This window comes from Corynebacterium silvaticum, from assembly GCF_002162115.2.
In the GTDB taxonomy this organism is placed as follows: domain Bacteria; phylum Actinomycetota; class Actinomycetes; order Mycobacteriales; family Mycobacteriaceae; genus Corynebacterium; species Corynebacterium silvaticum.
Window position 1 is genome coordinate 1,098,632 of the sequence record NZ_CP021417.2, and the last position, 13,681, is coordinate 1,112,312.

The following is a 13,681-nucleotide window of genomic DNA, read 5'->3' on the forward strand; positions in this document are numbered from 1 at the left end:
GAATATTCCTACTATGTAGGATAGCTCATCTCATAAAGCTCTGTGGCTAGGACTCGTTGCGATTTTTTGCAGCCTCGCGTCGTTCAAACTCTTCTTTTGTGAGCATTTCTTGGTAGCCGTCACGATGCACGATGACAACTTTATCGTCTGCGGCCTTCTTACCTTGGGACAAGACATCGGGAATACGCCCGGCAGATGCTTCCTCTAGCCGGGGGAGTGAGTTGAAGGTAACCGCAGGTAACGGAAAGGTCTTATGCGTGGTTTTGAGCATAGCCCGGGATCCCTTGAATTCGATCCCTTGGATGTCTTCCCAATCCGCATGTGCGGGAGCCTGGAGAAAATACATAGCCGTAATGCCCGAATCGTCGACGACGGTCTTAGTTCTGAGCACCCAGATAATAAAGAGCACGGGGAAAGCTAACAGCCAAAACAGATAGAGCGGTGCTGCACCGATGATAAGGAGAAGCATCGCAGCCATAATGCCAGCCGCCAAGATATGGGTGCGCTCCTGGGAGAAAACAACTTTTGTTTTCGGCGATTGCACACCGGGGGACTTAGTGGGATCGGCAGGAGAGCCGGCTGAAGGTTTTTCGCTCATGGGAAGACATCCTAACGGACAGGGGATGAACGGGGTTGTCTGCCGCAGTTTTTAAGGAGTTATTACGCGCGAATTATGTGTACCCGCGTCGGTTGTGCCGCCTTCTGCCTGGGGGTGGGGGTCTGCCGCTGGGGCGGGACCCGTTGACTCTGTGGGAAGATCCTGCGGACTTGTGGGGCTCGCTGGTTCTTCCGAAACCCCTCCACTGGATCCCGAGCTGCCGTGTGGTGCAGGGGGTGGGGTTTCTGAAGAAGGCTTTTGGCTTGAGGTTTGCGGTATCGAGGTCTCCGTCGTCTTTGGTGTGGTGATGACAGGGGGAGGCGGTGGCGCAACGGGGGTTGTGGGCTGTGGTGATGGCGGGGCCACGCTGCGGGAATTCTGATAAGCGTCGTCAGGCTCTAGTGTGAAGCCCTTGAGCAAAACTATGAGCGCAAAACCTACAACAAGCATGGTTGTGGAGACTCGGGTGCGTCCTCCGACAGTCAGGATTCGGCGCCATGTTGTCATAGACGCATCGGATGAGGTGGCTGGAGCTTGTGCGTCTTTGTTGTGGGGGTCTTGATCGTTGGGATCGTGCTGCTCATTATTGGAAATGGCGGTGTCCATGAGTCCAGTTTCCACAATGGCGGGATCTTCTTTTGCGTGATCGCCGCGGTCAGGAGATTGGGCGTCGGGAAGCTCTGTGGTGCGTGGATCTTCTGCGGGCGTGATAAGGGAAGTACCTGGGAAAACCTTGGTGGTTTCGGTGTTTCCTGTGCTATTCAAGGGCTGGGAGAGCTCGCCTGTGGAGCTAGTCGACGCAACCGTCTTCGAGGCATCCGCGTTGGTGATTATTGCTGGACGGAAGAGTGAATCGGCAATATCTGAAGGCGAGGATGTCTCAAGTGTGTCAGCTCGGGAACCCGTCAAAGTAGGCGCTGTGCCGTACTCTTGCCAGAATTCATCAATGATGGAGGTGCGAATCGCGCGTTCCACAAGCCACTGGGATCCTGGGTTGACCTGGCACACAAAGCGCATGTCCACTGTCCAAGGCTGGCCGACCGTGCTGGGTTGATGTACGGCGACGGAAGGGTGCACGCTGAGCTCGCCGAGGATTTCTGGGGCAATGTCGCTGCGGCGTAAGGCCCGTCGGGTGGCGCGTGTTGAACGTTCTATGGCTTCTTCAATGGAAGCCGACCCGAGCAGCGGAATGGGCATCGTAACCACTGCGCTTGACCAATAATTTGAATTATTGATGGATACTCCGGCTTTGGAGTTGGGGATGATGACGGTTTCCTCTGCGAGTGTTCTGATCCTCGTCGCACGCATTGTGATCTGGATGACCGTGCCTTCAATTTTGGTGGCTCCGCCTTCAAATCGAACCCAGTCGCCCACGCCGTAGTGCTTCTCGCTCAAGATAAAGAAGCCTGCAAGGAAGTCGGCGATGATTGATTGTGCGCCTAAACCGATGGCCGCGGAGGCTGCGGTCGCGGGGATTGCAGCGCCGGCGAGTGTGAAGCCGATTTGTTGTAAAACAAACACGAAAATCACAAAGTATGCGATCATCTGCGCGATGTAGATCATCACACCGGCGAAAGCGAGATGCGCCTTTGACTCGTCCTCGTGCTCATCTATGACTTTCTTTTCCACGATGCGCATGGCTAAGCGCCCAAGGCGGGGTACCAGGAAAGCAAGGAAAGCCAAGATGAGGAGGTCAAGACCTGTGTCAATGAACCAGTCCCACGTTTGGTGCAAGAGGAATTGAGTTCGCATGATTACCGAGGATAGCGGTGTTAGCCATCTCGGTGGGTGTGCTTGTTCTTATCCACGGATGGGGAAGTGACCTGCACCATATGGGGGTAAGTTGAAGAAAAAGAGCCGACATTCCACTCTGTGGCGTGTAGGATCCCATCCTATGAACATTATTCGACTTGTAGTGCTATCCGAGCGGCGCCTGCCGTAACGGCCACCAAGTCGTAACGTAAGCGCCCTCGCCAGCATCACAAGTGCTGATCGGGGGCTTTTTTCGTAGCGGACCACCATCATCCGCTTAATGTTCAACTAGTGAATATGCAGATCATCTAAACCGAAACCCAGTGGTTTAGCAGAGCTGTGTATTGGTATTCGACCTAGACCAGGTAACCAAACCTTTGTCTAGATTCGGACAACAACATCCGTGAACAATCAAGGAGCTAGAAGTCGTGGCAGCCTCCACAAAGATCACAAAGACCACATCTTCGGTCCCGCCTTCTCCCGCTGCGATGGCTAAGCGGTCCCAGGTACAACGACCTGAGCGAATGACGGGCGCAGAAGCGATCGTGCGATCGCTTGAAGCACTAGGCACAGACATAGTCTTCGGCCTACCTGGTGGAGCAGTTCTTCCTCTTTATGATGCGTTGTACTCCGCTCAGAAGCTAAGGCACGTTTTGGTCCGGCATGAACAGGGGGCTGGACATGCTGCAACGGGATACGCTCAGGCAACCGGCAGGGTAGGGGTGTGCATCGCTACCTCTGGTCCGGGAGCGACCAACCTGGTCACACCTATTGCTGATGCCAACTTAGATTCGGTGCCTCTCGTGGCTATTACCGGACAGGTGGGACGCTCACTTCTTGGCACCGACGCTTTCCAAGAAGCAGACATCCGCGGTATCACCATGCCAGTGACCAAACACAACGTGATGGTCACGGATGTGAATAAGATTCCGCAGGCGTTAGCGGAAGCTTTCTACCTTGCGCAAACAGGACGCCCGGGGCCAGTGCTTGTCGACGTTCCCAAGGATATTCAGCAAGCGGAAGTGGACTTTATCTGGCCTCCTAAAATTGATCTTCCAGGCTATAAACCCGTTACAGTGCCACACAATCGCCCGATCGAACAGGCCGTAAAGCTGATATCCTCTGCGCGGCGACCTGTCCTCTACATCGGTGGCGGAGTTATTAAAGCCAATGCTGCAGAAGCTTTGCGTGCCTTCGCCGAATACACCCAGATCCCGGTGGTCACCACCCTTATGGCCCTTGGATCTTTCCCCAGCTCGCATGATCTGCACATGGGGATGCCTGGAATGCATGGAACTGTTCCGGCAGTGGGAGCGATGCAAATGAGTGATCTTTTGATCGCTATTGGGGCGCGATTTGACGACCGGGTCACCGGGGCGTTGAGCTCTTTTGCGCCGGGCGCACAAGTGATTCATGCAGATATCGACCCTGCCGAAATCGGAAAAATTCGCTCTGTTGATGTCCCGATAGTTGGCGATGCTAAAGAAGTTCTGGAAGCGCTTCTTAACGCCTATAAAGCTTCTCGTGCGGATTTACCCCGCAGTGCTCGTTGGCTGAAATATTTAGCAGGCTTGAAGGAACACTTCCCTCGTGGTTGGGAAAAGAGCGAGACCGGTTTGATTGAGCCGCAGCGAGTGATCAGGGAGCTTTCTAAGGAAGTCGGACCAGACGCTATATATACGGCAGGCGTAGGCCAGCATCAGATGTGGTCGGCGCAATTCCTGGACTTTGAAAAACCCCGTACCTGGCTTAACTCCGGTGGGTTGGGCACGATGGGTTATGCCATACCTGCTGCGCTAGGCGCTAAAGCCGGAGCACCCGATACCGAGGTGTGGGCTATCGACGGCGACGGCTGCTTCCAGATGACTAATCAAGAGCTTGCTACGGCTGCTGTGGAGGGCATGCTGATCAAAGTAGCTTTGATTAACAATGGAAACTTGGGGATGGTGCGTCAGTGGCAGACGCTGTTTTATGACGGAAACTACTCCAACACTAAACTGCGTGAAAAAGACCACTACATGCCTGATTTTGTTGGGCTCGCAGAAGCGCTTGGCTGCGCTGCTTTCCGTGTTACGCGTGCGGAGGATATCGTTCCGACGATCCGCAAGGCGCGGGCAATTAACGATCGTCCTGTGGTCATTGATTTTATCGTGGGTGAGGATGCCCAAGTGTGGCCCATGGTTGCTGCAGGTCATTCAAATTCGGACATTCAGTACGCCAAGGGACTCCGCCCCTTCTTTGACGGGGAAGAATCTGCCGCAGAATCCCCCGATGAGATTGATGATTTGATTGAAGAGGCAACGCTGTTGTCTCTGGAGAAGCAGGCGAAGAGAAATCTTGCTCCGCGGGAACAGATCTAGGAGATAGTGATGGCTAATAAGGATATTTCTCGTCATATCTTGAGCGTTTTGGTTCAAGATACTGACGGCATTACGTCTCGTGTTGTGGCGATGTTTACTCGCCGCAGCTTCAGCATCGTGTCATTTGTCTCAGGAAAGACTGAGGAACCGGGCGTTAATCGCTTTACCATTGTTGTGGACGCAGACGAAGTCAACATTGAGCAGATTACCAAGCAGCTCAATAAGTTAATTCCTGTACTTAAGGTGGTTCGGCTAGAAAAAGAAACCACTATTGCTAGGGCCTTGATGCTGGTTAAAGTGTCTGCGGATGCGTCGAATCGGCCGCAGGTAGTTGACGCAGCAAATATCTTCCGCGCTCGAGTCGTGGATGTCGCACCTGACTCGGTAGTCATTGAGGCAACAGGCAACAAAGGAAAACTTAACGCGCTTTTGGACGTGCTCGAACCTTTTGGTGTATTGGAATTGATTTCATCCGGGCAAATCGCCCTGCATCGTGGATCAAAAACAATGGCACCGGGTAACCGATAGTCCTCGGAATAGAGGCGCTTCAGAACAAGTAGGCGCCTCACATTCCTCTAGCTTTCAGAAAATATTTCTTTATTTCCACGTCGCAATAGGCGTTATGTGGATTGGTAGCATGGTTGTAACGGAAAGGTATACATCATCATGGCAATTGAACTTCTTTACGATGCAGACGCAGATCTCTCTTTGATTCAGGGACGCAAGGTAGCTGTTATTGGTTATGGATCCCAAGGACATGCTCATGCGCAATGTCTCCGTGATTCCGGTGTTGAGGTTGTTATTGGTTTGCGTAAGGGCTCTAAGTCTGCAGAAAAAGCAGAGGAAGCTGGCTTTGAGGTAAAGAACAATGCCGACGCTGCGCAGTGGGCAGACGTAATCATGATTCTGGCCCCGGACACGTCGCAAGCGGAAATCTTTAAGACCGACATTGAGCCCAATCTGCAGCCAGGCAATGCGCTGTTCTTTGGTCATGGTTTGAACATCCACTTCAATCTGATCGAGCCGAGCAGCGACATCACAGTGGGCATGGTTGCTCCGAAGGGGCCAGGGCATTTGGTTCGTCGACAGTTCGTTGACGGCAAAGGCGTTCCATGCTTGATCGCCGTGGACCAAGACCCACGAGGAGAAGGGCGCGACCTTGCTCTGTCGTATGCAGCTGCTATCGGCGGTGCACGTGCCGGGGTTATCCAGACCACTTTCCGCGAAGAGACAGAGACTGACTTGTTTGGTGAGCAGGCCGTTTTGTGCGGTGGACTCGAACATCTCATGATGAAAGGCTTCGAGGTTCTTACCGAGGCGGGATATGCCCCGGAGATGGCCTATTTTGAGGTTCTGCACGAGATGAAATTGATTGTTGACCTCATCTGGGAGGGCGGCATCGAGAACATGAATTATTCCATTTCGGAGACCGCAGAGCTGGGCGGCTACATGGCAGGCCCACGAATCATTACGCCTGAGGTCAAGGAGAACATGAAGGCAGTTCTCGCAGACATACAATCCGGAAAGTTTGTCCGCGATATGGTCGCAGACGTAGAGGCTGGTCAGCCAAAGCTGAAGGCATATCGCGAGGAAATCGCGGCGCATCCGATTGAGGAAACTGGCACCAAACTACGCGATCTCATGAGCTGGGTTAAAAACCCACTCGACGCGACGGCGTAACCATACATAGGCGAGTGCCGCGGCTGATATGGAAATAGCCGCGGCATTCCCTTTTTATGGTGCTATGCGCGTCTTAATTAAAAGCGAAAGACATTTTTGAGTAGGTGCCACACGCCGCCACCGATAAGTGAGAGAATTCCCGCAATACCGCCGAGCCAAGTAAAGACTTTGCCCAGTGTGCTTCCGCCGTCAGTACCTTTAACGACGACGGTAAGAGGCAGTTATTTTTCCATAAACTCTTTTGTGCTTGGGTCTTTCATTTGAAAACTTGTGACGAAGGTGCCAGGGGTATTGGCTGCTGTATAGGAGTATTCGTAGGTTATTTGAGAACCGAGTTCTCCAAAGCCACCTTTATTAACTATCGATTCGATCGTGCGCGAGTCTTTTTTATTAAACGTCCTGTTGGGGAGTTGATCTAAAGCTGTTACAGAGGGCTCTGTAGCTCCTGTATCTTTAGTTACAACGGTTTTCTTTCCTGTGCTGGGATTAAAGGAATCAATTAGGTGAGAGGTGCTCCATAAAATCAGTGAAGCCATTGTTGCCGTTATTGGATACTTTTAGTTCGAGCTTGACGTTAATGGTGTCGCCTGGATTAACGGTGACTGTTTTATTGCTTTCGACTTGGGGTGTTTCTTGAGGGGCCGCGACAGTGATGCTGCGGGTGAAGGTCCTGCCTCCTTCTAAGGTGGTACTCGTACTGATTGTTGTGGTCGCATTTTCCTGCTGTTGGGCCTGGGCTACTGGAGAGGCTGTCGTGAGTAGCGCAATAGTGAGGACCGGCGCTAGAACACGTTTTATACTCAGCATTTATTTTTCCTTAAATTAAATATGAGAACATATCAACAATTAAGGTATATCACAGTCTCAATTGAGCAAAATGACAGACGCGTGATTTTCGTTTCAGGGGCTTTGTATGTTCGGTGACGTTTTGCTATTTTCAATAATTCCATTTAATGGAAATTAAGTGTAATGTCGCTTGCATGGATACGGGACAAGGCTCATCACACGCGGTTAGCCCACAGGGCAAAGCTCATCATGTGCACGATCATGATCACGAGCATTCTCATGGACATGTCCCATCGAGTATGAGGGCACTTCTGGCCGTTGTTGCCGTTACTAGTGTGTTTTTCTTGGTGGAGCTAGTGGGTGGTCTATGGACTGGGTCTTTGGCTTTGCTTTCCGACGCAATGCATATGCTTTCTGACTCCACGGGTTTGATAGTTGCTCTTGCCGCCATGCTCGTAGCTCGGCGTCCTGCTTCCGTAAAAGCCACCTTTGGCAATAAAAGGGTTGAGGTTATAGCTGCGTTTTTTAATGCTGTAGCAGTTTCCGTGATCTCCGTGTGGATCGTGGTGGAGGCTATTCAGCGGTTGGGTCAGAAAACTGAGATTGATGCGCCGCTTACTCTGGCGATCGGAGTGGTTGGTTTGCTGGCCAATATCGTGGGAGCAGTCCTTCTACACGGGCATAAAGATGAGAGCATCAACGTCAAGGGGGCCTACCTGCACATTGTGCTAGATATGGTGGGTTCTCTTGCCGTGATTGTGTCGGCAACCATTATCTATCTCACGTCGTGGCTGTGGGTGGATACGGTGGCTTCGCTCGCCATTGCGGCGCTCATTTTGCCAAGGTCGTTGGATTTGGCATGGAGCGCGCTTGGTGTACTGCTGGAACGAACTCCTGCTGGCTATGATCTTGATTCCATTGAGAAAGGCCTGCTGGGTATTCGCGGGGTCGTGGAGGTACATGACCTTCATGTATGGACGATAGATGGGCATGAGGCGATGGCAACGTGCCACCTTGTTGTCGATGAGCATATTGACGAAGGTTGTGCCCCTCTCGACGCGGCGCAGGACTACCTTAAGAGCGTGGGAGTCGCACACGCCACGATTCAGATTGAAGAACAGGGACACGATGCTCACGAGGATTATTGCCGTCGTTTCTGATTGATATGAACCGCACAACGAGGGCGTGGGTAGAGGCTTAAAGTGACGATGCACAGGAAGCGTTGCGCATCATATGTTTCGGAGTCTGCACCTACGAGCCGTGATGACTAGAATCATGCCCATGGGTTTTTCTACGCCAAGCTATGATCTTGCAGACTTGTTTAACCGCATCGATCGCGGTGACCTGCAACTACCGGATTTTCAACGTTCGTATTGCTGGGACGTGGATCGGATTCGTTCGTTACTCGTTACCGTATTGCGAGGCTATCCGGTCGGCGCGCTGATGGCGTTAGATACCCGAAACGAGCCCATGCGGTTTAGGCCGCGGCCCCTTCAGGGGGCACCGGAGCATCATGTATCACCGGGGCTTTTGCTTCTCGACGGACAACAGCGCCTCACCTCCCTGTATCAGTGCTTGCGCGGCGAGGGGCTCGTGGAGTCGGTTGATTTCCGCAGTAAGAATGTTCGTCGTCGCTTTTATGTGGACGTAGAAAAAGCTGTTTCTTCGGAGGTTATGCCGGATGAGGCCGTAATTTCTGTGGATGAGTCGGGTGTGGTTCGCTCCCATTTTGCGGAGACTCCAGAAGGCGGCATCACTTCACGTGAGGCGGCGCTGGCTCATGGCTGTATTCCAGTGTCAGCTTTGTTGTCGGATGAGGCTACAGACATGCTCTTTGACATGGCTGCTGGGGCGGATGCTCAGGCGCGCGATAACGTTCGCCGCTTTAACAATAAGGTGGTCAAGCCTCTTGCTGGCTATTCGATTCCGATGGTGCGTCTTGACCGGGCAACCGCCCAGGGTGGCATAGGTTCTATCTTTGCTCAGGCGAATTCTTCTGGCATGCAGATGGATGTCTTTGAGCTTCTTACCTCATTGTTTGCTGCGCAGGATCCAGATTTTGACCTGCTAAGGGATTGGGAGAAAACCGACGAGGTGCTCAGGAAGTACCCGGCTTTGGATGGGATAGGAAAGACGGAGTTTCTCACTGCTGTGGCGCTGTATGTCTCTGCACGCAACGGCAGGGCGAGCGGGCATAGGGAATCGATCCTGAAATTGAGCGTGGCGGACTACGCTCCGGCAGCCAAAAAGATGCGTGCGGCGTTTCATGAGTCGGCTCATTACATGAGCGAGCGGTGCATTTTGTCCACCTCGCAGGTGCCTTACACCCCGCAGTTGATTCCCCTTGCTGTGATTATTGCGCTGCTTGCGGAGGAGCCTGGCTTGCTGTCCAAACAGGAAGCGTGGAACCGTCTTAACCGGTGGTTCTGGTGTGGGGTCTTTGGGGAACTGTATGGTTCGCCAGCGCTTACTGTCCGCATGGGAACGGATGTGGACGAGGTCACCTCTTGGATCCGGGCGGCTGAGGCTGGCAAGGATAATGAGGTAGAGACTCCAAAATCTATCCGTAATGCTCGGTTTGTGGAATCGAGATTGCTCAGCGCTGGCCCCGAGTCTGGTCTTTATAAAGGAATCTATGCCTTATTAATGGGACGAGGCGCGCGGGATTGGCGTACCGGACAAGCCTTTGATCGGCATAATGCGGCGACCTTGGGAGTGCACTTCCGTCCGGTTTTCCCGGAGGTATGGTGCGATGACAATGACGTAGATCGAGTACTGGCTGACAGCGTGTTAAATTACACGCCGATGGGACGTCGCACGTACGTGATGATAGAAGGTTCTTCTCCTGCTCGTTATCTGGCGAGGATCCAATCCAAGTCGTTGATGGATGATCAGGAATTTGATGAGGTGCTAGCCACACACATGATGGACCCACATCTTGTGTTGAGTGCGAATGCCAACGAGTTTTTCCGAGACCGGCGCCAACGCCTGATCGCTATGATCGAAGAGGCTATCGGTGGCTCTGCGGTGATGGATGTTGATGAGGCGAACTTGGGTGGCGGCGAAGAAGGTCCTGATGCCTTCCGCCCGCAGTAAAAAGTGCCTTATCGGCAAGATACGGGGATACAGCTGGCGGGGCTATAGATTCGGGTCCTACGTTGACGGCGTATGAGAATCCATTGCGTGGTTTTTCGCAGAAAGGGCTGGCAGCGCGCGGCTGTCTCGTCCTTATTGTGGCCATGCTTCTTGTCTCGTGTTCAACGTCTACGCGGCGGGCAGAACAAAGCAAGAATGCGCTCGTCAATTCGGTGCTGGAAGAAGCTCGGGTGCGCAATCTCAACCGTCACGTGGCATCGAGTTTTACGCCCGAACCACAGGTGATCGGCACTCCCTATGATTCGGGTGCGGCGGCCTCGCGATTGCTTTTCGACGCCTCCGATACGGTTGTCGTCTCCGATTCCGTGATGGCGTCTCAACTGCGTGCGTCCTCAATCGCGGTGGTCGCCCATGCGCCAATGCTGACCATGACTGATCAATCGCGCGCGGAAGTCATCGCGGAGATCGGCCGGTTGGGTGCCCGATACGTGTTGGCTGTAGGCGATGTGCCGTTGAGCTCTGTGGACGGGAGCCGTCGGGTAATCAAAGACGATGGTTCTTTTGATGCATTGGGTCGCCTGACCTCGTTAAGGTTTACACCGAGGAAAATTTCGGAGAGGGAAGTACTTGAAAAAGTAGCAACGCTCAACCCCGCGGATATTGCGCTTTTGACTTTGGAAGACTCTCCGCAGCCTCCGTCAGGTCAGAGTCAAGAGAAGATTATGGCGTTTCCCCTGCAATCAAAAAGGGACGCGGAGGCGGCACCTATCGTGATTGCTAGTCCGGAATCTGGCATTGCTGCCGTTGCTACTGCACGGTCCTATGGCGCCACGATTAGGGTGATGCCCGTAGCTGATCCTAGGTATAGCGAAGAGACGATGTCGATGGTCGCAGGCCTTTCTGATGAAGCACTCATTGCTCTAGGCTCGCAGTTTGGCACGGCGGAAAACTTGGCCAAGGTTATTCGTTTCGGGGAGAAGACACGAGTATGGCCTCACAACGGCCGTGGACTTGTTTTTTCTCACCAACCAATCAGTGCGACGTGGGCTGTGGACAAACGCTCAGATAATGCAAGCGATACCCAAGCTTTTTATCTTTCAGAAACACATGGTTCCTTTGACAACCAGGACATTCGTTCTGCCAAGGAATGGGCTCAGGGGTTAGAAGAACAAGGAAAACGCGGATTTTTGGTTATTGATCCGGCGGTTACTGGTGGCGTCGCAAGGCTTGCTGCGCTCAAGGACATACTTATGTTTCCTTCAATGGGTGTGGCCGTGAGAGCAGAACGCCATGATGGTTCGGTTACAGATGCTGCGGCTTGGCTCGATCGATTTGTGCGCGAGCATGGCCTGCCACAAAAGGCATTGGTGGTGATGAGCCAATCACCAACATCGCTTCCGGAGCTGCATTATCCAACGCTTGCTCCGGTGGCTGGGACCTGGTTGAGCTGTGCCTCGGGTGAACGGGCGGGGGAGATCGGGCAGAGCTTGGATCGCCTTCCTCAAGGGTGGCTCGGAGCGGTGCTCAAGGATCCTGAATGCGGGGAGGAGTCTGCACTTCCTGAGATAACCGAGCTTGTACATTCCCCCCGACTTGGGCTAATAATTTCGCGCTAGGCGAGCGTCATATCGGAAAACTGTCGACCAGTAGGTTCCGATGGGGCTCCTCATCTACACTGTGGAGGTCACACGCCAGCGAACCGGCGTGGGCCCGGGTATTGTGGCGCGGTCGTGTCAGAATATCCGGACATTACGGATCGAGGAGAATACCGTGAGCCAGAATGGCCGACCTGTCGTTCTAATTGCAGATAAACTTGCGCAGTCCACCGTCGATGCTCTGGGTAACTCGGTTGAAGTCCGGTGGGTCGATGGACCCAAGAGGGAAGAACTCCTTGCAGCGGTTACCGATGCAGATGCCCTGCTAGTGCGCTCTGCAACCACTGTGGATAAAGAAGTATTTGATGCGGCGTCGAAACTCAAGATCGTCGGCCGTGCGGGTGTAGGACTAGACAACGTAGACATTGCCGCCGCTACTGAACGCGGAGTCATGGTTGTTAATGCCCCCACCTCAAACATTCACTCTGCGTGCGAGCACGCAATTTCCCTCCTACTCTCTACCGCCCGGCAGATACCTGCTGCGGATGCGTCGCTTCGCGGACAAGAGTGGAAGCGTTCCTCGTTTACGGGCGTGGAAATTTATGGAAAAACCATAGGAATTGTTGGATTCGGCCACATCGGTCAGCTTTTCGCTCACCGACTCGCAGCCTTTGAAACCACGGTTATCGCCTATGACCCTTATGCAAACCCCGCCCGCGCTGCTCAGCTTGGTGTGGAATTGGTTGAGATGGAAGAGCTGATGGGACGTTCAGATTTTGTCACCATCCACCTCCCCAAGACCGCAGAAACCCAAGGGATGTTTGACGCGGAACTGCTGGCTAAAGCCAAGCCGGGGCAAATCATCATTAATGCGGCGCGCGGCGGCCTGGTCAATGAGCAGGCGCTTGCCGACGCCATCATCTCCGGGCACATCCGTGGCGCAGGATTCGACGTGTTTGCTACCGAGCCATGCACCGACTCGCCGTTATTTGCGCTGCCGCAGGTTGTGGTCACTCCGCATCTGGGCGCATCAACCGTGGAGGCCCAAGATCGCGCAGGAACAGACGTGGCTGAATCCGTGCTTAAAGCACTGGCTGGCGAGTTTGTCCCGGACGCAGTGAACGTGTCCGGTGGCCGAGTCGGCGAGGAAGTCGCGCTATGGCTAGACCTGGCTAGGAAACTAGGGCTGGTTGCCGGCAAACTGCTAGATAAAGCTGCGGTTGCCCTGGAAGTTGAGGCTCGCGGTGAGCTTTCCACGGAAGACATTGACGCTCTGGGGCTCTCCGCCCTGCGCGGTTTGTTCTCCGCAGTGGTAGAAGAGCCTGTCACGTTTGTGAACGCCCCGAGAATTGCTGAAGAGCGAGGCGTAAAACTCGACGTCACCACGGCAAGCGAATCCCTTACACATCGCTCTGTTCTTGAGGTCCGCGCTATTGGGGCAGACGGTGAAGCCGTATCCGTGATCGGTGCTCTCACAGGTCTTGAGCACGTGGAGAAGATCGTGCGAATCAACAAGCGAGGTCTGGACCTGCGCGCGCACGGCTTCAACGTCTTCTTCCAATACACCGACACCCCTGGTGCTTTGGGTAAGGTCGGAACCGCTTTCGGTGCAGCGGGCTTTAATATCGACGCCGCTGCATTGTCTCAAAACTCTGAAGGAAAGGGCTCAACTCTTGTGCTGCGCATAGACAAGCCCGCCCCCGAGTCGCTGGTGGACACAATTGCGCAGTCAATTGAGGCAGAATCCTTTGCCGTAGATTTTGACGCCTAATCGCATTCTGCGATCCCCGCTATAGCCTCACCATATCCCCGCT

11 protein-coding genes are annotated in these 13,681 nt (G+C 53.5%); 7 read left to right on the forward strand and 4 right to left on the reverse strand.

The features are described 5' to 3' along the window. Window positions 1-46: 46 nt before the first annotated feature. Together CBE74_RS17660 and CBE74_RS17665 are read right to left on the reverse strand one after the other, a co-directional pair. Complete coding sequence (locus CBE74_RS17660; protein ID WP_087453834.1) at window positions 47-598, reverse strand: PH domain-containing protein; 552 nt, start codon at window positions 596-598, stop codon at window positions 47-49. A 51-nt stretch (window positions 599-649) separates the two neighbouring features. After that, window positions 650-2,350, reverse strand: coding sequence for a mechanosensitive ion channel family protein (locus CBE74_RS17665; RefSeq protein ID WP_087453835.1), 1,701 nt, complete (start codon window positions 2,348-2,350; stop codon window positions 650-652). Window positions 2,351-2,778: 428 nt separating this feature from the next. On the opposite strand from CBE74_RS17665, the gene CBE74_RS17670 reads away from it, so the two are divergent. The 3 genes from CBE74_RS17670 (at window position 2,779) to ilvC (ending at window position 6,390) form a co-directional block, all read left to right on the forward strand. Beyond that, on the forward strand, window positions 2,779-4,710 hold the full coding sequence (locus CBE74_RS17670; RefSeq protein ID WP_087453836.1) for an acetolactate synthase large subunit: 1,932 nt from the start codon (window positions 2,779-2,781) through the stop codon (window positions 4,708-4,710). 9 nt (window positions 4,711-4,719) lie between these two features. Next, window positions 4,720-5,238: an acetolactate synthase small subunit gene (ilvN, locus tag CBE74_RS17675; RefSeq protein ID WP_087453837.1), complete on the forward strand. Its 519-nt coding sequence runs from the start codon at window positions 4,720-4,722 to the stop codon at window positions 5,236-5,238. A 138-nt stretch (window positions 5,239-5,376) separates the two neighbouring features. Then, on the forward strand, window positions 5,377-6,390 hold the full coding sequence (gene ilvC, locus CBE74_RS17680) for a ketol-acid reductoisomerase (RefSeq protein WP_087453838.1): 1,014 nt from the start codon (window positions 5,377-5,379) through the stop codon (window positions 6,388-6,390). A 221-nt stretch (window positions 6,391-6,611) separates the two neighbouring features. Here ilvC and CBE74_RS17685 read toward each other — a convergent pair whose 3' ends face one another. Further along, window positions 6,612-6,926, reverse strand: coding sequence for a hypothetical protein (locus tag CBE74_RS17685; RefSeq protein WP_225870123.1), 315 nt, complete (start codon window positions 6,924-6,926; stop codon window positions 6,612-6,614). Continuing rightward, complete coding sequence (locus CBE74_RS17690) at window positions 6,886-7,197, reverse strand: hypothetical protein (protein WP_225870124.1); 312 nt, start codon at window positions 7,195-7,197, stop codon at window positions 6,886-6,888. The genes CBE74_RS17685 and CBE74_RS17690 overlap by 41 nt, the downstream gene beginning before the upstream one ends. 173 nt (window positions 7,198-7,370) lie before the next feature. On the opposite strand from CBE74_RS17690, the gene CBE74_RS17695 reads away from it, so the two are divergent. From CBE74_RS17695 to serA, 4 genes are all read left to right on the forward strand, one after another. Then, the gene (locus CBE74_RS17695; protein WP_087453839.1) at window positions 7,371-8,336 is read left to right on the forward strand and encodes a cation diffusion facilitator family transporter; all 966 of its coding nucleotides are present in this window, start codon (window positions 7,371-7,373) and stop codon (window positions 8,334-8,336) included. Window positions 8,337-8,457: 121 nt separating this feature from the next. Further along, a complete protein-coding gene (locus tag CBE74_RS17700) occupies window positions 8,458-10,272 on the forward strand; it encodes a GmrSD restriction endonuclease domain-containing protein (protein WP_087454869.1) in 1,815 nt (604 codons plus the stop codon). Between the two features lie 143 nt (window positions 10,273-10,415). Beyond that, a complete protein-coding gene (locus CBE74_RS17705; protein WP_225870125.1) occupies window positions 10,416-11,888 on the forward strand; it encodes a hypothetical protein in 1,473 nt (490 codons plus the stop codon). Window positions 11,889-12,042: 154 nt separating this feature from the next. Continuing rightward, window positions 12,043-13,638 carry a phosphoglycerate dehydrogenase gene (gene serA, locus CBE74_RS17710; RefSeq protein WP_087454870.1) on the forward strand — a complete coding sequence of 532 codons (1,596 nt, stop codon included), beginning with the start codon at window positions 12,043-12,045 and terminating at the stop codon, window positions 13,636-13,638. Window positions 13,639-13,681 lie beyond the last annotated feature (43 nt).

What these genes read in the sequence shown, in the direction of transcription:
- CBE74_RS17660 (WP_087453834.1), bottom strand. Translation starts at nt 598, where the DNA reads ATGAGCGAAAAACCTTCAGCCGGCTCTCCTGCCGATCCCACTAAGTCC.
- CBE74_RS17665 (WP_087453835.1), bottom strand. Translation starts at nt 2,350, where the DNA reads ATGCGAACTCAATTCCTCTTGCACCAAACGTGGGACTGGTTCATTGAC.
- ilvN (WP_087453837.1), top strand. Translation starts at nt 4,720, where the DNA reads ATGGCTAATAAGGATATTTCTCGTCATATCTTGAGCGTTTTGGTTCAA.
- ilvC (WP_087453838.1), top strand. Translation starts at nt 5,377, where the DNA reads ATGGCAATTGAACTTCTTTACGATGCAGACGCAGATCTCTCTTTGATT.
- CBE74_RS17685 (WP_225870123.1), bottom strand. Translation starts at nt 6,926, where the DNA reads ATGGCTTCACTGATTTTATGGAGCACCTCTCACCTAATTGATTCCTTT.
- CBE74_RS17690 (WP_225870124.1), bottom strand. Translation starts at nt 7,197, where the DNA reads ATGCTGAGTATAAAACGTGTTCTAGCGCCGGTCCTCACTATTGCGCTA.
- CBE74_RS17695 (WP_087453839.1), top strand. Translation starts at nt 7,371, where the DNA reads ATGGATACGGGACAAGGCTCATCACACGCGGTTAGCCCACAGGGCAAA.
- CBE74_RS17700 (WP_087454869.1), top strand. Translation starts at nt 8,458, where the DNA reads ATGGGTTTTTCTACGCCAAGCTATGATCTTGCAGACTTGTTTAACCGC.
- CBE74_RS17705 (WP_225870125.1), top strand. Translation starts at nt 10,416, where the DNA reads ATGCTTCTTGTCTCGTGTTCAACGTCTACGCGGCGGGCAGAACAAAGC.